Annotated in this window: 16 protein-coding genes; 11 read left to right on the top strand and 5 right to left on the bottom strand. The window is 57.4% G+C overall.

The features are described from left to right. The first annotated feature begins 50 nt into the window (after positions 1 to 50). Positions 51 to 1,553: an ATPase domain-containing protein gene (locus AC4IHP_RS05530; protein WP_460119417.1), complete on the top strand. Its 1,503-nt coding sequence runs from the start codon at positions 51 to 53 to the stop codon at positions 1,551 to 1,553. Next, positions 1,550 to 3,220 carry an ATP-binding protein gene (locus tag AC4IHP_RS05525; protein ID WP_122611340.1) on the top strand — a complete coding sequence of 557 codons (1,671 nt, stop codon included), beginning with the start codon at positions 1,550 to 1,552 and terminating at the stop codon, positions 3,218 to 3,220. The genes AC4IHP_RS05530 and AC4IHP_RS05525 overlap by 4 nt, the downstream gene beginning before the upstream one ends. A 47-nt stretch (positions 3,221 to 3,267) precedes the next feature. On the opposite strand, the gene AC4IHP_RS05520 is transcribed toward AC4IHP_RS05525, so the two are convergent. Genes AC4IHP_RS05520 through AC4IHP_RS05500 form a run of 5 tightly spaced genes read right to left on the bottom strand, consistent with a single transcriptional unit; the run spans position 3,268 to position 9,794 of the window. Next, positions 3,268 to 3,645 (bottom strand): response regulator, encoded by a 378-nt coding sequence (locus tag AC4IHP_RS05520; RefSeq protein WP_039761562.1) that lies wholly within the window; start codon positions 3,643 to 3,645, stop codon positions 3,268 to 3,270. Positions 3,646 to 3,689: 44 nt separating this feature from the next. After that, positions 3,690 to 4,904, bottom strand: a complete 1,215-nt coding sequence (locus tag AC4IHP_RS05515) for a hybrid sensor histidine kinase/response regulator (RefSeq protein WP_460119420.1) — start codon at positions 4,902 to 4,904, stop codon at positions 3,690 to 3,692. After that, positions 4,898 to 5,491 carry a chemotaxis protein CheB gene (locus AC4IHP_RS05510; protein WP_460119422.1) on the bottom strand — a complete coding sequence of 198 codons (594 nt, stop codon included), beginning with the start codon at positions 5,489 to 5,491 and terminating at the stop codon, positions 4,898 to 4,900. The genes AC4IHP_RS05515 and AC4IHP_RS05510 overlap by 7 nt, the downstream gene beginning before the upstream one ends. Continuing rightward, positions 5,488 to 6,321: a CheR family methyltransferase gene (locus AC4IHP_RS05505; protein ID WP_041480257.1), complete on the bottom strand. Its 834-nt coding sequence runs from the start codon at positions 6,319 to 6,321 to the stop codon at positions 5,488 to 5,490. The genes AC4IHP_RS05510 and AC4IHP_RS05505 overlap by 4 nt, the downstream gene beginning before the upstream one ends. Next, positions 6,321 to 9,794: a response regulator gene (locus AC4IHP_RS05500; protein WP_490831083.1), complete on the bottom strand. Its 3,474-nt coding sequence runs from the start codon at positions 9,792 to 9,794 to the stop codon at positions 6,321 to 6,323. Before AC4IHP_RS05500 ends, AC4IHP_RS05505 begins: the two co-directional genes overlap by 1 nt. Before the next feature lie 265 nt (positions 9,795 to 10,059). Between AC4IHP_RS05500 and AC4IHP_RS05495 the strand changes: the two genes are divergently transcribed. The 9 genes from AC4IHP_RS05495 (at position 10,060) to AC4IHP_RS05455 (ending at position 22,679) form a co-directional block, all read left to right on the top strand. After that, positions 10,060 to 10,428, top strand: a complete 369-nt coding sequence (locus AC4IHP_RS05495) for a response regulator (RefSeq protein WP_460119426.1) — start codon at positions 10,060 to 10,062, stop codon at positions 10,426 to 10,428. Positions 10,429 to 10,578: 150 nt separating this feature from the next. Further along, complete coding sequence (locus tag AC4IHP_RS05490; protein WP_490831082.1) at positions 10,579 to 14,412, top strand: hypothetical protein; 3,834 nt, start codon at positions 10,579 to 10,581, stop codon at positions 14,410 to 14,412. Positions 14,413 to 14,518: 106 nt separating this feature from the next. Next, positions 14,519 to 15,829 (top strand): glycosyltransferase, encoded by a 1,311-nt coding sequence (locus AC4IHP_RS05485; RefSeq protein WP_490831081.1) that lies wholly within the window; start codon positions 14,519 to 14,521, stop codon positions 15,827 to 15,829. Between the two features lie 114 nt (positions 15,830 to 15,943). After that, on the top strand, positions 15,944 to 16,822 hold the full coding sequence (locus tag AC4IHP_RS05480; RefSeq protein ID WP_490831080.1) for a phosphatidylinositol-specific phospholipase C domain-containing protein: 879 nt from the start codon (positions 15,944 to 15,946) through the stop codon (positions 16,820 to 16,822). 106 nt (positions 16,823 to 16,928) lie between these two features. Continuing rightward, entirely contained in the window at positions 16,929 to 17,834 is a 906-nt protein-coding gene (locus AC4IHP_RS05475; protein ID WP_460119434.1) for a helix-turn-helix domain-containing protein, read from the top strand. A gap of 342 nt (positions 17,835 to 18,176) precedes the next feature. After that, positions 18,177 to 19,487, top strand: coding sequence for an ABC transporter substrate-binding protein (locus tag AC4IHP_RS05470; protein ID WP_460119436.1), 1,311 nt, complete (start codon positions 18,177 to 18,179; stop codon positions 19,485 to 19,487). 156 nt (positions 19,488 to 19,643) lie between these two features. Continuing rightward, a complete protein-coding gene (locus AC4IHP_RS05465; protein WP_460119438.1) occupies positions 19,644 to 20,570 on the top strand; it encodes a carbohydrate ABC transporter permease in 927 nt (308 codons plus the stop codon). An 8-nt stretch (positions 20,571 to 20,578) separates the two neighbouring features. Continuing rightward, the gene (locus AC4IHP_RS05460; RefSeq protein ID WP_016774872.1) at positions 20,579 to 21,409 is read left to right on the top strand and encodes a carbohydrate ABC transporter permease; all 831 of its coding nucleotides are present in this window, start codon (positions 20,579 to 20,581) and stop codon (positions 21,407 to 21,409) included. Positions 21,410 to 21,575: 166 nt separating this feature from the next. After that, complete coding sequence (locus AC4IHP_RS05455; protein WP_490831079.1) at positions 21,576 to 22,679, top strand: ABC transporter ATP-binding protein; 1,104 nt, start codon at positions 21,576 to 21,578, stop codon at positions 22,677 to 22,679. Positions 22,680 to 22,682: the final 3 nt, after the last annotated feature.

The raw sequence follows: 22,682 nt of genomic DNA, 5'->3' as shown, positions 1-22,682 counted from the left end.
CGGCTCACTTAAGCCAGCCGCCGGTTACCCTAGTCATAAGAGGGCGTTTTTTGACTACATCAAACGAGTTGATCAGTGCGAAAGCTGCCGTCGGCATCGCGGGCCTGGATGACATCCTCGCCGGTGGCCTGTCTCGCGGACACGTGTTTTTGCTTGAGGGTGAACCCGGGACCGGCAAAACCACGGTAGCTCTGCATTTCCTCCGCGCCGGTGCGCTGGCCGGGGAACGCTGCCTGTACATCACTCTCTCGGAAACCGAGAAAGAACTGCGTCAAGGCGCACTCTCCCATGGCTGGGAGCTGAACGAGAACATCAAGATCTTCGAGCTGACGCCGCCGGAAAGCCTGCTTAACGCCGAACATCAGCAAAGCCTGCTGTACTCTTCGGACCTTGAGCTCGGTGAGGCGACCAAGCAGATTTTCGAAGTGGTCGAACGCTTCAAGCCGACCCGCGTAGTGCTCGACAGTCTCTCGGAAATCCGCCTATTGGCGCAGAGTTCCCTGCGCTATCGTCGGCAGATTCTGGCGATCAAGCACTACTTCGTGCGCTACGACGCCACCGTCCTGCTGCTCGACGACCTGACTACCGAGTCTCTCGACAAAACCGTGCACAGTGTCGCCCATGGCGTGATCCGCCTTGAAGAGCTGACGCCAAGCTACGGCGCCGAGCGTCGTCGCGTACGAGTGGTCAAATATCGCGGGCAGAAATACCGTGGCGGTTTCCACGACTTCACCATCATGGGCGACGGCGTCCACGTTTTCCCACGTCTGGTGGCGGCAGAGCATCGCGGCGACTATGCGCGTCTACAGCTGTCCAGCGGCATCGCGCAAATGGACGCCCTGCTCGGCGGCGGCATCGAGACCGGCTCCAGCACGCTGATCCTCGGCCCGGCCGGTACCGGCAAATCGCTGATCTCGATGATCTTCGCCGCCGCAGCGGTGGCCCGAGGTGAAAAAGCCGCGCTGTTCATTTTCGATGAAGAGCTGGGCCTGCTGTTCGAACGCATGCGTCATCTCGGCATCGACCTGAAAGCCTTACAGGCCACCGGTAATTTGCTGATCGAACAAGTCGACGCCGCCGAATTGTCTCCCGGCGAGTTGTCCCATCGCGTGCGGCGTTGCGTCGATGAGCTGGGTATCAAAACCGTGGTGATTGACAGCATTAACGGCTATCAAGCGGCGATGCCGGAAGAAAACGCGCTGGTGCTGCACATGCATGAACTGCTGCTGTACCTGAACCGCAAAGGCGCGGCGACTTTCATGACGGTCGCCCAGCACGGACTGGTGGGCGATATGCAGGCGCCGGTCGATATCACTTACCTGGCCGACACGGTGATTCTGTTGCGTTACTTCGAAGCCCTCGGCAAAGTCCGTCGGGCGATCTCGATTATCAAGAAACGTACCGGCAACCACGAATCGACCATTCGAGAATACCGGATCTCCTCGCGTGGCATGACAATCGGCCAGCCGCTGGAATCCTTCCAGGGCGTGCTGCGTGGAGTGCCGACCTACATGGGAGCGAGCAATCCATTGCTCGAGGATGAAAGCTTGTGACGGTCAACACGCCGTTGGCCGAGCGGGTGCTGGTGCTGGCGCCCATGGGTCGTGACAGCCAGATCGCGTTGATGATTCTCAACGAAGCCGGTTACGGCGGCATGGTGGCGCCGAATCTCGGCGCTCTGTGCACCGAACTGGAGGTCGGCGCCGGGTTGCTGCTGATTGCTGCTGAGGCGTTGCGCGGACCGGAACTGGAAGGGCTGATCGCCTACCTTGACCAACAGCCCGCGTGGTCGGACATGCCCATTGTGCTGCTGACTCATCATGGCGGCGATGAACAAGGGCCGCCGTCGCGTCTCAGCACCCTGCTCGGCAACGTGACTTTTCTCGAGCGCCCCTTCCATCCCGCGACGCTGGTCAGTCTGGTCTCCGCCGCCCTGCGTGGGCGGCGACGACAATATGAAGCACGCGATCGGCTGATCGACCTGAGTGAAAGCGAACGACGCCTGCAATCGACTCTGGAAACCCTCGAACAACAGGTTGAAGAGCGCACCGCACAGCTTCGCCACAACGAAGAAGCGCTGCGCCAATCGCAGAAAATGGAAGCGGTCGGCCAACTCACTGGCGGCATCGCTCACGACTTCAACAACATGCTCACCGGCATCATTGGTAGCCTGGAACTGCTGCGCCGACGTCTGGCCCGGGGCCGCACCGAAGACCTCGACAGTCTGATCGATCTAGGCGTGACCTCCGCCAACCGCGCCGCCGGCCTGACTCACCGCTTGTTGGCGTTCTCGCGTCGGCAATCCCTCGACCCGAAAGCCGTGCAAATGAACACGCTGGTGCTGTCGATGGGCGAGCTGCTGCAACGCAGCCTCAATGAAAGCATTCATCTGGAAATGCGCCTGGACGACAACCTCTGGGTTGCCGAGGCCGATCCCAATCAACTGGAAAGCGCCCTGCTCAACCTGGTAATCAATGCGCGCGATGCCATGCCCGAGGGTGGCAAGCTGGTGGTGGAAACCAGCAATCAGGTGCTGCATCGCGATTTCACTGCGGCCTACAGCAACCTGGAACCCGGTGATTACGTGATGCTCAGCGTCACTGACAATGGCAGCGGCATGCCGCAGAGCGTGGTCAGCCGTGCCTTCGATCCGTTTTTTACCACCAAGCCGATCGGCCAGGGCACCGGGTTGGGCCTGTCGATGATCTATGGCTTCAGCAAACAGTCACGCGGGCATGTGTCGATCGACAGTGAAATCGATGAAGGCACCACCGTAAAACTCTATCTGCCGCGTTTCCGGGGTGAGGAAGTCGAAATTCCCGTCTCGGATTCGCAACAAGCTCCGTACGCGATGGATGGCGAAACCGTGCTCATCGTTGAAGATGATCCGGCTGTGCGCGTGCTGGTCAGCGCCGTGCTCAGTGAGTTGGGTTATGCGTTCGTGGAGGCCGGTGATGCCGATGGTGCCATGCCGATCCTCAATTCGACGCAGCGTATCGATTTGCTGATCAGTGACGTGGGTCTGCCGGGGATGAATGGGCGGCAACTGGCGGAAGTCGGTCGGCAATACCGACCAGGCCTGAAAGTGTTGTTCATCACCGGTTATGCCGAGCACGCGGCGGTGCGCGGTGGTTTCCTCGACTCGGGGATGCAGATGATCACCAAGCCGTTCACTTTTGATCTGCTCACCGCCAAGGTGCGCGAGATGATCAATAGCTGAACCTGCAGGAGCTGCCGAAGGCCCGAGCCTTCGGCAGCTCCTGCATATCAGGCCAGTAATTCCTGAATCTTTTCCTGCAGTACATCCAGATCGAAAGGCTTTTCCAGAATCGGCGCCTTGTTGGTGATCGGGCTGCCGGTCTCGCGGATTTCCTGCGGGTAGCCGCTGATAAAGATCACCTTGAGATCCGGTCGCAATTTGACGGCCGGCTCGGCGATCTGCACGCCGGAGATACCGCCCGGCAGGCGGAAATCGGTAATCAGCATGTCCAGGTGAGGTTTGCTGGCGAGGATCTCGAAAGCCTGCTCGCCATTTTCCGCTTGCAACACGCGATAGCCCTGCCCTGACAGGTAATCCGTCAGGACCATCAAGATAACCGGTTCGTCTTCGACGACGAGTACTACATCTTGCGCATCTACGCTCATGGGAAGCCTTTGTTCGGTCAATAGCTGCTGATACGACCGTGTGGTCACTCAGAGGTTGCGTCGGATATGCCGTTTTCCTGGATCGGCAGACAAACGCGAAACAGGGCGCCTTCGTTGATTTCACTCTCGACGACGATGGAGCCGCCATGGGCGGCGACGATCTGCTCGGAAATGAACAGACCCAGCCCGAGCCCGGCCACCACCGTCTTGGCGGACACCCGTTCGAACTGCTGAAAAATACGCTTCTGGTTCTCGGCGCTGATGCCGATGCCGTGGTCCTGGACTTCGACCCGCGCCTCGTCACCTTCGCGATAAACGCGCACCTGAATCGGGCTGCGCCCCCCGTAACGCAAGGCGTTGGTCAGCAGATTGGACACCACTTGCTCGATGCGGAACTCGTCCCAGCAACCTTCGACCGGCTCGGACGCCTCAAAGGAAACACTGGTTTCTGCCGCTTCCATTTGCGAGGCAAAATTCTGCAGCAGATTGCTGACCAGTTGCACCAGATCGAAACGACTCGGGCGGATCGACAGTTTGCCGGTGCGGATTCGCGAGACATCGAGCATGTCCTCGATCAGGCGAATCAGGCTTTTGATCTGGCGCTCATCGCGATCGACCATCGCTTGCATCTTGTCGAGGGTGAACGCCGAGGCGTTGTCTCGCGCCAGATGCATCTTGCGCAGTTGGGTTTCGAGAATCAGGCCATTGAGTGGCGTACGTACTTCGTGGGCGACGATGGACATGAAGTCATCGCGCATGCGCACCGCTTGCTCCAGCTCAAGCTGGGTGCTTTGCAGCTGTTGCAGCAACGCTTCCTGCTCGCGTCGGGCCTGCTCCAGCGCCTCGACCTGCTGCTTCATGGCCTTGCTCTGGCGATACAGATCGACGAAAACGTTGACCTTGCTCTTCACCGCATGAATGTCCAGCGGCTTGTGCAGGAAGTCCACCGCACCGCTTTCGTAGCCTTTGAACGCATAGTTGAGTTCGCGGCCAGCGGCGCTGACGAAGATGATCGGGATGTTCTTGGTTTTCTCGGTGCCGCGCATCAACTCGGCCAGTTCGAAGCCGTTCATCCCGGGCATCTGCACGTCGAGAATGGCCATGGCGAATTCGTGTTGCAGCAACAGCGACAGTGCTTCGTCCGCCGACAGAGCCTTGTAGACCGTGCGATCCTCGCGCTTGATCAGCGCTTCCAGCGCCAGCAGGTTTTCTGGCAGATCGTCGACGATCAACAGTTTGGCTTGGATATTACTCAGCATGCGATTCGTTCCAGCTCGACTAGCAGACGGCCGATGCCGTGAATGGGTAGGACATGATCCGGCTGCAAAACGTTCAGTGCGGCCTGGGGCATGGTGGCGACTTGTGCATCCTCGGGGTCTTGAACAATGGTCAGGCCGTCGCAGCGCTTGACGTAAGCCAACCCGCGCGCGCCATCCTGATTGGCGCCGGTCAGCAGTAAGGCGGCGAGTGTCGGGCCGTAGACGTCGGCGGCGGACTCGAACAGGTAATCGATTGAAGGCCGCGAATGGTGCACGCGGTCCTCGAGGCTCAGCGACAGGCTGCGATCCGCTTCGATCGACAAGTGATAACCGGGCGTGGCGAAGTACACCGTGCCAGCTTCAATGTCCTGCTTGTCTTCGGCTTCCTTGACCGGCATCGCCACACGGCGGGAGAAGACTTCGGCCAGATGGCTGCGGCGTTCTTCCGGCAAATGCAGAACGATGATGATCGGCAGCACATAGCCTTTGCGCAACGGCCCGAGCAGGGTCAGCAACGCCTCGACACCGCCTGCGGAGGCGCCGATCACGACGGCCTCGATGCGAGGCAGGCTCGGGGTGTCGTTCATGATTTGCGGTAGATCCGTTCTTGTTTGACCAACGCCTCGAACTGGTTCGAATAGTTGGAAAAATCCAGGGTTTCCTTGCTGCCCAGCACCAGAAAGCCGCGATGCGACAGCGATTCATGGAACAGCCCGAACGCGCGGTCCTGCAACTTCTTGTTGAAATAGATCAGCACGTTGCGGCAGGAAATCAACTGGGTTTCGGAAAACACGCTATCGGTGGCCAAGCTGTGGTCGGCGAACGTCACGTTCTCGCACAGGCTCTTGTCGAAAATCGCGTAGCCGTAGGCTGCCGTGTAGTAATCGGCGAACGAACGCTGACCGCCGGCCTGCTGATAGTTGGCCGTGTAGGCGCGGACGTTTTCCATGGAGAAAATCCCTTGCTTGGCCTTCTCCAGCGAGCGCGGGTTGATGTCGGTGGCGTAGATGATCGTGCGGTCGAGCAGGCCTTCTTCGCGCAGCAGGATCGCCATCGAATAGACCTCCTCGCCCGTGCTGCAGCCGGCAATCCAGATCTTCAGCGACGGATAGGTGCGTAGCAGCGGCACCACTTCGTTGCGGATCGCCAGGAAGTGCGACGGATCGCGGAACATCTCGCTGACCGGGATCGTCAGCAGCTGCAGCAGCTGCATGAACGCCGTCGGGTCGTGCAGGACTTTCTCCTGCAGGGCCGAGATGGTCGCGCATTCGAACTGACTCAGCGCGTGCTGCACCCGGCGCTTGATCGAAGCGCCGGAGTAGTCGCGAAAGTCGTAGCTGTATTTCAGGTAAATCGCCTCGATCAACAAGCGTAATTCGATTTCGCTGTTGCGTTCGGCCGGACTGCTGCGTTCCACTAGATGCGTTCCATTTTCGGTAACCACACACGTATCAGCGAGAACAGACGATCAAGGTCGATGGGCTTGGCCAGGTAATCGTTGGCGCCCGCTTGCAGGCAGCGCTCCTGATCGTCCTTCATGGCCTTGGCCGTCACCGCGATGATCGGCAGCTTGCGCCAGCGCGGATCCTTGCGGATTTCCATGGTGGCTTCGAAGCCATCCATTTCCGGCATCATCACGTCCATCAGCACCAGGTCGATGTCCTCGACTTCATGAAGTTTCTCAATCGCTTCACGGCCGTTACGGCCGATCACCACGACTGCGCCTTTGTGTTCCAGCGCGCTGGTCAGGGCGAAGATGTTGCGCACATCGTCGTCCACCAGCAGCACTTTACGACCTTCAAAGACCTTGTCGCGGCTGCGCGCGGTCTTGAGCATCTTCTGCCGTTCATGGGACAGCTGCGATTCAACTTTGTGCAGAAAGAGTGTGACCTCGTCGAGCAACCGCTCCGGGGAGCGTGCGCCCTTGATGATGATCGAGCGCGAATACTTGCGCAGTTCGGCCTCTTCATCGCGGGTCAGATTGCGTCCGGTGTAAACGATGACCGGCGGGAACGAGCAGATGTCCTCGGTGGACATGCGCTTGAGCAGGTCGTTGCCGAGCATGTCCGGCAGCTTGAGATCGATGACCATGCAGTCGTAGATGGTTGTGCGCAGCAGCTCCAGCGCGTCCTGGGCCAGGCCGACGGCAGTGATTTCGATGTCTTCGTCGCCAATCAGCCGCGCGATGCTTTCGCGTTGCAGATCGTCGTCTTCGACCAGCAGCACGCGTTTGACCTTCTGCGTCAGCTTGGCTTCGAGACGGGCGAAGACGTCCTTGAGCTCTTCGCGGGTGGTCGGCTTCACTGCGTAGCCGATCGCGCCCATGTGCATCGCCGCTTCAACGCGGTCTTCCACGGAAATCACGTGCACCGGAATGTGCCGGGTTTCGGCGCGTTCTTTCAGGCGTTGCAGCACGGTCAGACCGGAATGATCCGGCAGGCGCATGTCGAGCAGGATCGCATCCGGCACGAATTCACGCGCCAGGTCGTAGCCTTCGTCGGCACCGTGGGCGACCAGACACATGTAACCCAACTCATGCGCCAGGTCATAGAGGATACGAGCGAAGTTCGGCTCGTCTTCCACCACCAGAATGCAGCGGGTGGCGAACGGCGCTTTGTCGCGATCGTCGGCGAAGCGCGGGATGACTGCCGGAATCGCCGATGCGAGCGGAGCCGCAACAGCAACTGGCGCAGGCGTCACAGGTGCCGGGTGGAAGGTCAGCGGCGCGGCCGGCGTCTCACCGAATTCGTGATACTGACGCGGCAACACCAGGGTGAACGTGCTGCCCTGCCCCGGTACGCTGTCGACACTGATCGAACCGCCCAGCAACGTCGCCAGATCCCGCGAGATTGACAGGCCGAGGCCGGTGCCGCCGTACTTGCGATTAGTGGTGCCATCCGCCTGACGGAACGCTTCGAAGATACTTTCCTGTTGGTCGGCAGCGATGCCGATTCCGGAATCCTTGACGCTGAAAGCGATGTGATCATTCGGCTGCCCGGTAATGGTCAGGCTGACGGCGCCGTGCTCGGTGAACTTGATCGCGTTGGACAGCAGGTTCTTGATCACCTGCTCCAGACGCTGACGGTCGGTGAACAGCAAGCCCGGTGCGTCTGGCTGAACCTCGACGCTGAAGGCGAGCTTCTTGTCCGCCGCCAACGGTTCGAACATCGAGCGCAAGCCGTCGACCAGACGATCGACGCGGGTGTTTTCGGCAATCACTTCGAGTTTGCCGGCCTCGACCTTGGAAATGTCGAGAATGTCGTTGATCAGATTGAGCAGATCGTTGCCGGCCGAATAGATCGATTCGGCGAACTTGACCTGTTCCGCCGACAGATTCTGCTGCGGGTTTTCCGCCAGCAGCTTGGCCAGAATCAGCGAACTGTTGAGCGGCGTGCGCAGTTCGTGGGACATGTTGGCGAGGAATTCGGACTTGTACTTGCTCGAGCGTTGCAGCTCTTCGGCACGCTCTTCGAGTTGAATCTGCGCCTGATTCAGCTCGGTATTTTTCTTGTCCATCGCATCGCGCTGTTCGGCGAGCTGCTCGTTGGTCTGCTCCAGCTCCACTTGCTGGGTTTCCAGATGCGCCTGGGATTCCTTGAGAATCCGCGACTGTTCTTCCAGCTCTTCGTTGGCAGTCTTCAGCTCTTCCTGCTGCACCTGCAGCTCTTCGTTGAGCTGCTGGGTTTCGGCGAGCACTTCCTGCAAGCGCTGACGGTAACGCGCCGCTTCGATCGAGGTACCGATGTTGCCGGCAATCAATTCCAGCAGTTCGATGTCGCGCTCGGACAGCGGACGCAGGAAACCGAGCTCGATCACGCCATTGACCCGATCGTCATCGCTGGTCGGCACCACCAGCACACTGTGCGGCAGGCCTGCACCGAGCCCGGAGCTGACTTTGAAATAGTCGCCCGGGACCGCGTCGAGACGGATCAGCCGTGCCTGCTCTGCGACTTGGCCGACGATGCCTTCGCCGCTGTAGATCGTTTGATTGAGCTCTTCCTGCTCGCGGGAGAAACCATAAGTCGCCACGCGCTTGAGGCCGCCATGTTCTTCGCGCACATAAAGCGCGGCGACGGCAGTACCAAGGTATTGCGCACAGAATTGCAGAATGTTGCGCCCCAGCAGGTTCAGCGTCAGTTGCCCCAACACCTGCTCGGCCAATTGTGTCTGGCCGTTGCGCAGCCACGCCTGTTTCTCGAGGCGTTCGGCGCTGGCCAGTTGGGCGGCGAGGTTGGCGCTGTAGTTGGTCGACAGGTTGAGCAGATCACGGCGGCCGATGTAGGCCAGCAAACCGCTGATGCCAACGATGAAGATCAGGTAAAGGGTGATGCTCCAGATGGTGGTGCGACGCACATCCTCGTTGCGCGTGGCGCGCAGCACTTGCTCGGTCTCGATGACGTCCTCGAATTGCTTGCGGATTTCATCGGTCAGGCGCTTGCCCCGCCCGGCCTTGACCGCGCCGCGATAATCACCGCTGCTGCGCTGCAGATCGATCATCGACTGCGCGTAATTGGCCCACTCCACCTGCAAGGCTTGCAAACGGCGCAGGCGATCGGTCTGCACCGGATTATCGGCGGTCAGCTCCAGCAACGTATTGAGAGCGACCTCGATACGCGGCTTGGCAACTTCGTACGGGTCAAGAAAGTGCTCGTCACCGCTAAGCAGATAGCCGCGCATGCCGGTTTCCAGATCGACGGTGAGTTTCACCGCCTCATTGGCGTTATTGATCACCCGGTCGGTGTGCTCGACCCACTGGATGACCGACAGTAAATAAGTGATCAGCGAGACGAAGAACACGGCGCTGAGCACGCCGACGCCCAGCGGCAGGCTGACGTTGCGACTCAGAAGTTTGCGGAACCGTTGTTCATCAACCGAGGACGGAGAGGACATGGGGCAGCCTTGTCGAACTGTTGAAAACCCGAGAGTTTGCCCCAAAACCCCGCCATGGATCCATTTTTCTCACACAAATGATGGCATTTTCCTACACGCGCCTGCGCATTGGACGACGCCAACGGTTATCCTTGTCACGTCGCACCGAGCTGTTCTTTTTTGTATCAGCTCGGGAACTTGTGGCTATGCGCCACTTACTCATGCAAGAGTCCGGCATTTTCGATCGCCCGGTATCCCCCGATTTCATTTTTTTGAGAGCCCTGCCATGCCTACCAATGCCTCCACTATCCTTGTCGTAGAAGATGACGACATCGTGCGCATGCTCATCGTCGATGTGCTGGAGGAGCTGGAGTTCGCTGTGTTAGAGGCTGAGGACGGCAACAAGGCGCTAGAGATTCTCAGGGATGCTGGCAAGCCGATCGATTTGATGATGACCGACCACGGCCTGCCTGGCATGGATGGCCGCGAACTTGCTGAAAAGGCGCGCGAGCTGCGCCCTGCTCTGCCCATCCTGTTTGCCAGCGGTTATGCCGAGACCATTCAAGTGCCCGGCGACATGTATGTCATCGGCAAGCCATTTTCTATCGACCAACTGCGCGACAAAGTAAAAGCAATAATCACTGCAAATCCGTAACCCATCAAAACTTGGCAAGCCCCCTCAGGATCTCGATACAAAATTATAACTTTCGAGCAACTGAAAAACTCACTCACACAAAGCTGATTGATAAGCACCCATTTAGAAAAGAGGATAAGCCGAACTTACAAACCAACAGCAAGTGAACTTATGAGCATTCAGCACATTGACTCTTTGGGTCAACGCAACTTATCCGTAGTCTCTAATAACGCAAGCTTCCAACACGATCACACGCCGAGTGATAATCGCGAGCGAGAAGAAGCGATTTATAAACTCAGGCAACTGATAAAAAATTACGCCCCTACGCAAACCATTACTTTGGTCGGAAAAAAACTTTCTCTGGAGCCAGGATCATCCCTGCAAGATGCCCTGCTCCCGGGCGCGCAGCTACTGCAAAAGCTGTCCGAACAGGCTTCTTTCAAAAAACTCCTGGCGACATTAAAACTGTCCGAACGCTTTATCTTCGAGGTAACGGCTCAGGGCGAGATATATGCAATCACTACCAACGACGCTACTGATCTCGCAAACGCTTTCGTACTTGCACCCGATTTGAAAGAAGACTTTCAGACTCTGGTGGAAATGGCAGCTTTGACCGCTGGGAAGATTTCGAATACCGATCAGATCGATTTAGCGCAATGGCTGGCATTTCACGGCTATTCCATTCCGCTTAATGTCGCTGAGGTTTCCCGCCTGGTGGCATTCATGGCCACCCCGCCTGATCCTGGTCCGGAACTCGGTAACTACCGGGAGATGATAAAAGCCGCCGCAGGCGAAGCAGCCACCCTTTCAGCGACTCCACTCGGCGAGCTTCGAGCGCTGATTGCCAGCTATTTGAAAGGCCAGTCCTTATTGGAACATTTGTCAGAACGTATTCTGGGTGGCCGATCAACCCCGTTCAAACGCTCCGAAGCCGAGGCCGCTATCGAGTTGATGGTGTCCAGCCCGATCGCTGCTCATTGGACAGACGCTTACGTGCGCGATCTGGGCTGGTACGGCGCGCAGCCAAATCAGCCCCGATCCGCAGCGTCCCGCAAACAATTGATGCTGACATCGCTACTGGTCGATCTCCACCCGCAAGTCGGCGAGCAAGAGCCGCGCAACCATGTGGCCGGCTTCGATTTATATGCCGCCGAGCATCTGGAACTATCCTTCGCAGAGGTCCAGACCAGGTTCGAAAATCACCTCATCGAGCACTATCGGGTCAGCCCGAAGAACGCCGCGCTTGCAGCTCATCTGTTACTGGCCGAACCCGCACCAGAGTTTCTGGTCAAGGATCTGCCTGACAATCTGGTACTGGGCACACCGCAATGCGTCGAATACTGCCGAGTCGTGGCAGTGCATGAGATCATCGCGCCAGGCTCGACCCGCTCGATGACTTACGCACAGCTGCAACAGCGCTCAACACTGGAACCGTTAACCGAATCGCGCAAGAAACTCCACGCTCTGGCTGCGGTGGATCCTGTAATCGACTGGGCCGTGCTGAATAAAATCCTCTTGCCTGAAGAGGTCGAGAAGTCTGTCCCCGACGCTCTGAAAGTCGCCACGAACGTCTATGTGCAGCATGCCAAAACCCTTGCCGCAAACGCTGAAGCATTGACGCGTCCGCTGCCCACGCGCAGAAGCGTTGCACTGGCCATCCTCAAGCATGCCGCCAAGGGCTGCACTTATCTTGAAAAAGACGCCCTCAAGCAAGTGCGCAATACATCGCTGGCGGACGCGTTCACCACGATGCACCTGTCACCGGTTGAACTGCACATGTCCAATGACCTTGCGAGCCGTGATTGGGACCGGATTAAAGGCGAGAGTATTTATAAAGAGTTCCCCGACCTGTTGCGTAAACTGGTCTCTCCCGATGATGAGTTTCATCGCCAGTTCAACCGCGCCTATCTCACGCACACGCAAGCCATGCATACGCATTTGAAACAGGCGTTCTCTTTCTTGCCACTGCCTGACCGGGCTCGCTTGCTCAAAGGCAAGGTGACGATGTTCACCCTCAGACCCTCGGTCGCGAAACTGCAGACCATAACGAATCTGCCCGTTAACCCCATTTCGTCGGTCGTTGACTCGATCGTGAAGACAGAGGGGCGTAAACCCACTGAAAGTCATCAGGAAATAGATGAAGCAAAAGGCCGTTACGGGGTTGTGATCTACTGCGAGTTCGAAGGCCAGGTTTCGTGTTACGAATTACTCACGTTGCAAGGCGTCTGCCGTGAAAACACTGAACTGGCAGCACTTATCCAGCGTGAGAATCTGTTGGAACCAAAAGTTCGCCGCACCGGGATAAATTACTCAGCGCCGGCCACAGTGCATCAATTACCAACAGACATCGAATGTTATACCCATGGTGTGACGCCCGGTCTTGTCGCTGTCAGTTCGGGAGTAATCGACAGAGTCGGTGAGCTGTCCGCGGTGCCACCGGCACAGATCAATGGCTACTATCAGAGTTTCTACTCCACGGAATTCGATCGCCTGGTGAATTTCGTGCTCAAGCACAGACCTGTAGCCACTTACGATGAACTGGTCAAAGAGTGTTGGGGGCAAACCCGGCTTGAGGCATTGCGGATCAAACGGGAGAAGGATCTGGATACATTCCTCAACATTATCGTGCCGTTCAAATCCTGTATTGAGGATCTGACTTCCGACGATGTAGAACGGGAGATCAATGGGGCCGCAGCGTGCGCCCTGGAAGCCACAATGACCATTCTTTTGGTAGTCGCTGCTGTTGCAAAAATTGCCAGTGTGGTTGCCAAAAGCATGAGTATCGCCACGAAGGCCGGCAAAATTGCGGCCACGGGTGCTGGACTGGTCAACAGTCTCTTCAACCCGCTGGATGGGGCTACGGATGTGGTGTTCAAAGGAGCGAAATTATTACGTAAAGGCTGGCACAGCGGCGTGGCCGCACTTGAAGGCGCCATTCACGACGCCCGGAAATGGACTGCAACGCCGCCCTACCATGCACTTTCCTCGGTGGTCGATACAGACACTATCCGTTTGGGCACCCGGCAATATGCGCAAAATTCGAGTGACATATTCCAGGTATGGGGCATCCGCCACACTGATGAATGGTACGCCGTGAACCGTTTGGGTGAGCCGTGGGGACCAAAGTTAAAAAACCTGAAGCTGGTCAACTTTTTTCGTAACCCTCTCAAGCGAGCAAAGCCGTTCAGTTACACGCGTGGCTATCTGAAAAAAGCGATTCCTCACGCCAAAAGCAAAATCGACAACACTATTCAGTTAATCTCCGGTGCCCGCAACAACGACGTCAGAGCTGTCATCTTGCATGTGTTCGGTAACAACTCGAATACGGCAGTTGAGTACATCACCAGCAACTTGCGAAAGATGCGCAGGGATCTTGACTTCCTAAGTGTCGATAACATGATCTTTCGGCCACCGGGTAGCGATACCCTTGCTGCGTTACAGCCTCAAGCCTATAAGCGCTGGCAAGCGGCAGTAAGTTCCAATACCAAGCTGGATGTCAACACCAGGACTTTCCTGGCCATGTACCCGGATAATCTTGATGAATACTATGCGGTGGCCAAATACGACGATGCCAGGATCGGCGATATTCTTGTGCATGAAATATCCCACGGTGCACCGGACACGCTTGATTTCTACTACGGCGAAGTGTTCAAGGGTGTCACTCCAGCAGAGTACAACGCGGTCGGGCTGTTGGATTTCGCAAGAAACCCTCGCAAGGCCCATCCCAAAAATCTGGCAAACCCTCATTACGCCTTTGCCTCGTTAAAAGATTTCGATGACTTTGAGTCGAGCATTGCGAACTGGCCAAAAATCGTGCAGGAACATCCGGCGTTATTGAATGCCGACTCCTATACCTTGGCTGTTTCTCTGATCGATCAGTACCAAACCAGCAACTCCACGTTTCGGTTCAACCTTTCCGCTATCACCAATGCGATTGATAGCACCGCTCCGGCAGACTTTCTTCAGGGCCCGCTCCTGCTCAATCTGGCCAAACCGGCTCTTTAAACAGGGCTTGAAAATGCAGGGCTGACGAGAGGGGCGCAGACAACCATCACTGTGGTTTAATTGCGCCCTTTTTTTGCCGACTCGGCTGATATTCAGGATCGTTTTCATGACACTGCCTTCCACCACCAAAGTCCTGATCATCGGCTACGTCTGGCCCGAACCCCGCTCGTCTGCGGCCAGCGGCCACGTCATGCAGATTCTCGAAACGTTCCTTGAGCAAGGCTGGGACATCACCTTCAGCAGCCCGGCCGGCCCCGGAGAGCATAAAGAGGACCTCAGCGCGCTGGGCATTCGCGAAGTGCCGATCGAACTCAACAACAGCAGTTTCGATACGTTCATCAGCGCGCTGGCGCCGGATATCGTGCTGTTCGACCAGTTCATGATGGAAGAGCAGTTCGGCTGGCGCGTGGAGAAACACTGTCCTGCCGCTCTGCGTGTACTCGAAACATCTGATCTGCAGAGCTTGCGTCATGCCCGGCACCAACGATTTAAGGATCGCCTGAAAACCAATAGCGATGAGAATGACCTGCGCGATGTGTTTGCGCCGGCACTGCGCGAAGAGTTCGAATTGATGGCAACTACGGACCTCGCCAAACGGGAAATTGCGGCCTTGTTTCGCTGCGACCTGAACCTGATGATTTCCGAGGTGGAAATCGAATTACTCGTCGAGCAATTCGGCTTGCCCCGTCAGTTGCTGCATTGGTGCCCGCTGATGGTCAACCTGCCCACCGCATCGCCGCGCCCTTTTGTCGAACGTGCGCATTTTCTCAGTATCGGCAACTTCCGGCATGCCCCCAATTGGGATGCCGTGCTCTGGATGAAATCGACGATCTGGCCGCTGATTCGTCAGCAAATTCCCGATGCACAATTGCATATCTATGGCGCCTACACGCCTCCCAAAGCCACAGCCCTGCACAATGCGGCGCAGGGTTTTCACGTGATGAACTGGGCTGAAGATGCGCTGCAGGTGATGTCAGCGGCGCGGGTTTGTCTGGCGCCTTTGCGCTTTGGCGCCGGAATCAAGGGCAAGCTCGTTGATGCGATGCTGTGTGGCACACCTAGTGTTACAACGCCCATCGGCGCGGAAGGCATGCACGCTGACGCCCCGTGGCCCGGCGGGATTACTCACTCAGCGACCGACTTCGCCAATCATGCGGCCAAATTATATAAAGATGAGAGTTATTGGCAGACTGCCGTACAGGCGGGCAACACGTTATTAAGTGAACGTTACCAGCGCACACTCCATGGGCCGGCACTAATCAACAAGCTAGATGAATACCGATCGAACTTGAAGAAACTGCGAGACAACAATTTCATCGGCAGCATGCTCCGCCACCACTCCCACAAAAGCACGCAATATATGTCGCAATGGATCGAAGCAAAAAACAATAACTGCTTATCGAACAATAAAAACTGACACCCCTACAAAACTTGCATCACATCGGCTATTTGCCAATTAACGGAGTTACTCTATAAACATCCTGCACAAGCGAATTACTCGCAAGCTCTCAATAAATGCAGGTTATGAAACATGAACAATTACACATTTGAAACACTGGCACCTCATCAATGGATGGACAGAACACCCGAGCTCGACAAGTTGTCATTGCTTGAAATGACATTGCCGGGTACACACAACGCGGGCTGCGACGGGGAAGCCTCCTACGCCCCGCTCACCGCCAACTGGGTCGTTTGTCAGGACGTTCCTTTTTATGCCCAGCTCAACCGCGGCGCGAGGGCATTGGACCTGCGCCTGGCCTATGACAACGACGCCAGCGGATTAGCCAGATTCCGATTTACCCATAACGAATATCGATCGTCCCGCACACTGGAAGATCTTGTTCGAGATATCAAAGCGTTTCTGGAGCGAAGCTACAACGAGTTCATCGTTCTGGACTTCCATGAATTAAAGGGAGGCGAGGAGTCTTTCGATTACAAATATTTCAATGAAGTGATGCATAAGCATCTAGGCGAATACATCATTCCGTCGCAAAACAAGCGCCTGACACTTGAGCAATTGAAAAAAGTCAGCCGAACGCAACGCTTGCTGGTGGCGACCCCTTCACATTACCACTTGGACTGGAAGACATTCTGCGAACAGATTGAACAGAAGTGGGCCGGAAATGCGGTGCTCCAGGAGACCGTCACGCCTACCTCCACACTGTTGGCTTACATAATTAAAACAATGGAAAATCCTCCTTCCAGAGACAGGCTCTGGGCACTCTCGGCAGCCATCTTCAATGCCGGTGGTCCGCAACGAATTCTCGACAAACTTGACAGCTGGTTTGACCCGGCGAATAGCAACTGGGCAGAAAATTGCAACATCATCAATTTCGACTTTATTAAAAACTCGAAAATCGTGTTCTTTTGCCAAGTCGCCAATTTGAACAAGGCAGCCAGGAAAGCCTGAGCAGCGGCTGCAGCGTGATCGCACGCAAGGCGCGTCGGCGAACTGGCGCATGGCAAGTCGAACGAGGCATGATCTACTCGCGATTACCATAAGAAAGCGCTCAGACATGAATCGAACTGCTCGCGTGACCGATCCTTCCTACGAGTTGATGGATGACCATAACGGGTTATCCATCATCTACCGCCAGCACGGCTTCCCCTGCCCGCTGGTGCGCTGGCATTTTCACAAGGAATACGAGCTGCACCTGATCGTCGCCAGTTCAGGCAAGGTGTTCATTGGCGATTACATTGGCAACTTCTATCCGGAAACCCTGTTTCTGACCGGTCCCAACCTGCCGCATAACTGGATCAGCCAGATCGCTGAAGATGAAGTGGTGGAGAAGCGCGACATGCTGGTCAACTTCACCGACGAATTGTTCGAAAGCGGACACCAGGTGTTCGCTGAGCTGAAATCCCTGGCGCCACTGCTTGAGCGCGCGCAGTACGGCATCGAGTTTCGCTGCAAGCGCACGATCCGTCAGGCCATGACTTTGATGCAACGGATCGCTGACAGCAGCGGCATCACTCGTCTCGGGCACTTTTTCATCCTCATGGAATTGCTCGCAGCCACCGACGATTTCCAATTGCTGTCCGGTGCGACCACGCCGCAATTGGCCGACGAACACAACATCGACCGCACCAACCGCGCGGTCGATTACATCTTCAGCCATTACGCCCGGGACATCTCACTGGAAGAAGTGGCCGAGCACCTGGGCATGACGCCGACCTATTTCAGCCGGGTATTCAAACAAGCCACCGGGCGTAACTTCATCGAATTCGTCAATCGCCTGCGCATCAGCAAATCCTGTGAGCTGCTGGCCGACGGTGACAAACCGGTGACCGAGGTGTGCTTCGAATCGGGCTTCAACAACATTTCCAACTTCAATCGGCGCTTTCAGCAACTCAAGGGCATGACACCGTCGCACTATCGGCGGCTGGCGGTGCAGCGGCTGACTGAACAAAACCACCTCTGACAACCCACCATCCTGTGTGGGAGCGGGCTTGCTCGCGAATACGGCTTGTCAGTTGAAATGTGTGTTGCTGACCCAACGCCTTCGGGAGCAAGCCCCCTCCCACAGGCTGACGTGCTGCATCAGAAACCTGTACACATTCGAAAAAGCCTGATCGCTGCAAACCCTCTCCCTCCGTTAACGCGCCCAAACCCCAGTGCAAAAAAGTATCAACAAAAGTGCTAGGGATGATTTGTCAGCCCCGCCGTGGAAGGCTGTAATCAGCGCAGATTCTTCCTGCATTCGGAAGACACAAAAACAATAACTGTCCTTCTGCCCCATCGGGTGCCAGAAAAGGAGTGCACGATGCAACCCACTGCAAAAGCTCTGCTCGCTCTCACCTGCATGACCCTCAGCAGCGTCAGCCTTGGCGCCCAGACCCTGACCATCGCCACCGTCAACAACAGCGACATGATCCGCATGCAGAAACTCTCGAAGACTTTCGAGAGCGAGCATCCGGACATCAAGCTCAATTGGGTGGTGCTGGAAGAAAACGTCCTGCGTCAGCGCCTGACCACCGACATCGCCACGCAGGGCGGCCAGTTCGACGTGTTGACCATCGGCATGTACGAAGCGGCACTGTGGGGCGGCAAGGGTTGGCTGGAGCCGATGAAGGACCTGCCGGCCAGTTACGCCCTAGACGACGTCTTCCCCTCGGTGCGCGAAGGCCTGTCGGTGAAGGGTTCGCTGTATGCGTTGCCGTTCTACGCGGAGAGTTCGATCACCTATTACCGCACCGACCTGTTCAAGGCCGCCGGGCTGACCATGCCGGAGCGTCCGACATGGGAAGAGATCGCCGACTTTGCCGAAAAGCTCACTCAGAAAGACAAAGAGCAGTACGGCATCTGCCTGCGCGGCAAGGCCGGTTGGGGCGAGAACATGGCGCTGGTGACTACGGTTGCCAACGCTTACGGCGCGCGCTGGTTCGATGAGCAGTGGAAGCCGGAATTCAGTGGCCCGGAATGGAAAAACGCGCTGAATTTCTACGTCAACACCATGAAGAAATCCGGCCCGCCGGGTGCGTCGAGCAACGGCTTCAACGAAAACCTCGCCCTGTTCAACAGCGGTAAATGTGCGATCTGGGTCGATGCCAGCGTCGCCGGCTCGTTCGTCACCGACAAGACTCAGAGCAAGGTCGCCGATCACGTCGGTTTCACCTTCGCTCCGCATCAGGTCACGGATAAAGGCTCGGCGTGGCTGTATTCGTGGGCGCTGGCGATTCCGACCAGCTCCAAGGCCAAAGACGCGGCGAAAACCTTCAGTGCCTGGGCCACGTCCAAAGAGTACGGCGAGCTGGTTGCCAAGACCGATGGCATCGCCAACGTGCCGCCGGGCACCCGCGCTTCGACCTACAGCGACGCGTACATGAGCGCCGCGCCGTTTGCCAAGGTGACGCTGGAATCGCTGAAAGCCGCTGACCCGAGCAAACCGACGCTGAAACCGGTGCCGTACATTGGCATCCAGTTGGTGACCATTCCCGAATTCCAGGCAGTCGGCACCCAGGTCGGCAAGCTGTTCTCGGCAGCGCTGATCGGCCAGACCACGGTGGATCAGGCGCTGGCGGCGGCGCAACAGACTACGGAACGCGAGATGAAGCGCGCGGGTTATCCCAAGTAAGCGCTGAACGACTTGCTCCTGCCTCTTGTGGGAGCGAGCCTGCTCGCGAAGGCGTCGTGTCAGCCAACACACATGACACTGACCCAGCGCTTTCGCGAGCAGGCTCGCTCCCACATGGGGATCTCCATAGGTCTGTATGACTCGGTTGTGATTGCCATGAATACTTCAACTGCCAAAGCCCACATCGACCTGTCGCCACCCCAGCGCAAGCTGCGGGTGCGCAATCCCGGCTGGTTTCTGGTCAGCCCCTCGGTGGCGCTGTTGCTGCTGTGGATGATCGTGCCGCTGGGCATGACCCTGTACTTTTCGATGATCCGCTACAACCTGCTCTACCCCGGTGAAAACGAATTCGTCGGGATTGAGAACTTCACGTATTTCTTAACCGATTCGGGTTTCATGCCCGGTGCGACCAATACGTTGTTGCTGGTTGGCAGCGTGTTGCTGATCAGTGTGGTCTTCGGCGTGTTGATCAGCGCGTTGCTGGAGGCCAGCGAATTCCTTGGGCGCGGCCTGGTGCGGGTGATGCTGATCTCGCCGTTCTTCATCATGCCCACCGTCGGTGCCTTGATCTGGAAGAACCTGATCTTTCACCCGGTGTCGGGAATCCTCGCCTACATCTGGAAGCTGTTCGGCGCGCAACCGGTGGACTGGCTGGCGCACTACCCGCTGCTGTCGATCATCATCATTGTTTCGTGGCAATGGCTGCCCTTCGCGATCCTGATTCTGATGACTGCCATGCAGTCACTGGATCAGGAACAGAAAGAAGCCGCGCGCCTGGACGGTGCCGGTCCGATCGCGATCTTCTGGCACCTGACCCTGCCTCATCTGGCGCGGCCGATTGCCGTGGTGGTGATGATCGAAACGATCTTCCTGCTCTCAGTGTTCGCCGAAATCTTCACCACTACCAACGGCGGCCCCGGCTACGCCTCGACCAACCTCGCCTACCTGATCTACAACCAGGCGCTGGTGCAGTTCGACGTCGGCATGGCCTCGGCGGGCGGCTTGATTGCCGTAGTCATCGCCAACATCGCCGCGATCATTCTGGTGCGGATGATCGGCAAAAACCTGACTGACAAAGCGTGAGGCCTGCCATGACGCTCCAACAATCCCGCCGCCTGCAAAGCTTGCTGCTCGGCACGCTGGCCTGGGCCATCGCGATCGTGATTTTCTTCCCGATCTTCTGGATGGTGATGACCAGTTTCAAAAGCGAAATCGACGCCTTCGCCACGCCGCCGCAGTTCATCTTCACGCCAACGCTGGAGAACTACCTGCACATCAACGAGCGCAGCGACTACTTCAGCTTCGCCTGGAACTCGGTGGTGATCTCATTCAGCGCCACGGCCCTGTGTCTGTTGATCGCGGTGCCGGCGGCATACTCGATGGCGTTCTATGAAACCCAGCGCACCAAAGGCACGCTGCTGTGGATGCTCTCGACCAAGATGCTGCCGCCGGTTGGCGTGCTGATGCCGATCTACCTGCTGGCCAAGAGTTTCGGCCTGCTCGACACGCGCATCGCGCTGATCGTGATCTACACGCTGATCAACCTGCCGATCGTGGTCTGGATGGTTTACACCTACTTCAAGGACATCCCCAAGGACATCCTCGAAGCCGCCCGCCTCGATGGTGCGACGCTGTGGCAGGAAATGGTTCGCGTACTGCTGCCGATTGCCAAGGGTGGCCTCGCTTCGACCGTGCTGCTGTCGCTGATCCTGTGCTGGAACGAGGCGTTCTGGTCGCTGAACCTGACATCGTCGAATGCCGCCCCACTGACCGCGTTGATCGCCTCGTATTCAAGTCCCGAAGGGCTGTTCTGGGCCAAGTTGTCGGCCGTGTCGACCCTGGCCTGTGCGCCGATTCTGATCTTTGGCTGGATCAGCCAAAAGCAACTGGTGCGCGGCCTCTCGTTTGGTGCCGTGAAATGAATATCCCAGAACCAACACGACTCCTGTGGGAGCGAGCCTGCTCGCGAATGCGGAGCGTCATTCAACGTTGAAGGCGGCTGACACGGCCCCTTCGCGAGCAGGCTCGCTCCCACAGTCCAAATTTGCGGCTGGTTCAATCGAATAATAATTTGCGGAGGCCCATCTCATGGCCAACCTGAAAATCAAGAATCTGCAAAAAGGCTTCGAAGGCTTTTCCATCATCAAGGGCATTGACCTTGAAGTGAACGACAAGGAATTCGTGGTCTTCGTCGGCCCGTCGGGCTGCGGTAAATCCACCCTGCTGCGCCTGATCGCCGGCCTGGAAGAGGTCAGCGGCGGTACCATCGAACTCGATGGCCGCGACATCACCGAAGTCAGCCCGGCCAAGCGCGATCTGGCGATGGTGTTCCAGACCTACGCGCTGTACCCGCACATGACCGTGAAGAAGAACATGTCGTTCGCCCTCGATCTGGCCGGCGTGCCGAAAGCCGAGGTCGAGCGCAAGGTTGGCGAAGCGGCGCGCATTCTCGAACTCGGGCCGATGCTCGAGCGCAAACCCAAACAGCTGTCCGGCGGCCAGCGTCAGCGCGTGGCGATCGGCCGCGCCATCGTGCGCAACCCGAAGATTTTCCTCTTCGATGAGCCGCTGTCCAACCTCGACGCGGCGTTGCGCGTGCAGATGCGTCTGGAACTGCTGCGCCTGCATAAAGACCTGCAAGCGACGATGATTTATGTGACCCACGATCAGGTCGAAGCGATGACCATGGCCGACAAAGTCGTGGTGCTCAATGGCGGCAGGATCGAGCAGGTCGGCTCACCGCTGGACCTCTATCACAACCCGGCCAACCTGTTTGTCGCAGGCTTCCTCGGCACGCCGAAAATGGGTTTCCTCAAAGGCACGATTGCCCGCATCGACGGCACCAGCTGCGAAGTTGCGCTGGACGCCGGCACGCGTATCACCCTGCCGTTCAACGCCGCCAACCTCAGTGTCGGCAGCGCTGTCACGCTGGGCATTCGCCCCGAACATCTTGAGCTGGCGCAACCCGGTGACTGCACGTTGCAAGTCACTGCCGACGTCAGCGAACGCCTTGGCAGCGACACCTTCTGCCACGTCACCACCAGCGCCGACGAAGCTCTGACCATGCGCGTGCGCGGCGATCTGGCCAGCCGTTACGGCGAGCAGTTGAGCCTGCGCCTGGATCCGACTCACTGCCATCTGTTCGACGCCGAAGGTATGGCGCTGACCCGCCCACTGCGCGCTGCCGCCTGATTT

The sequence above is a fragment of the Pseudomonas sp. UF-293 genome (assembly GCF_058245595.1).
This window is presented reverse-complemented; position numbering and strand designations above follow the sequence as displayed.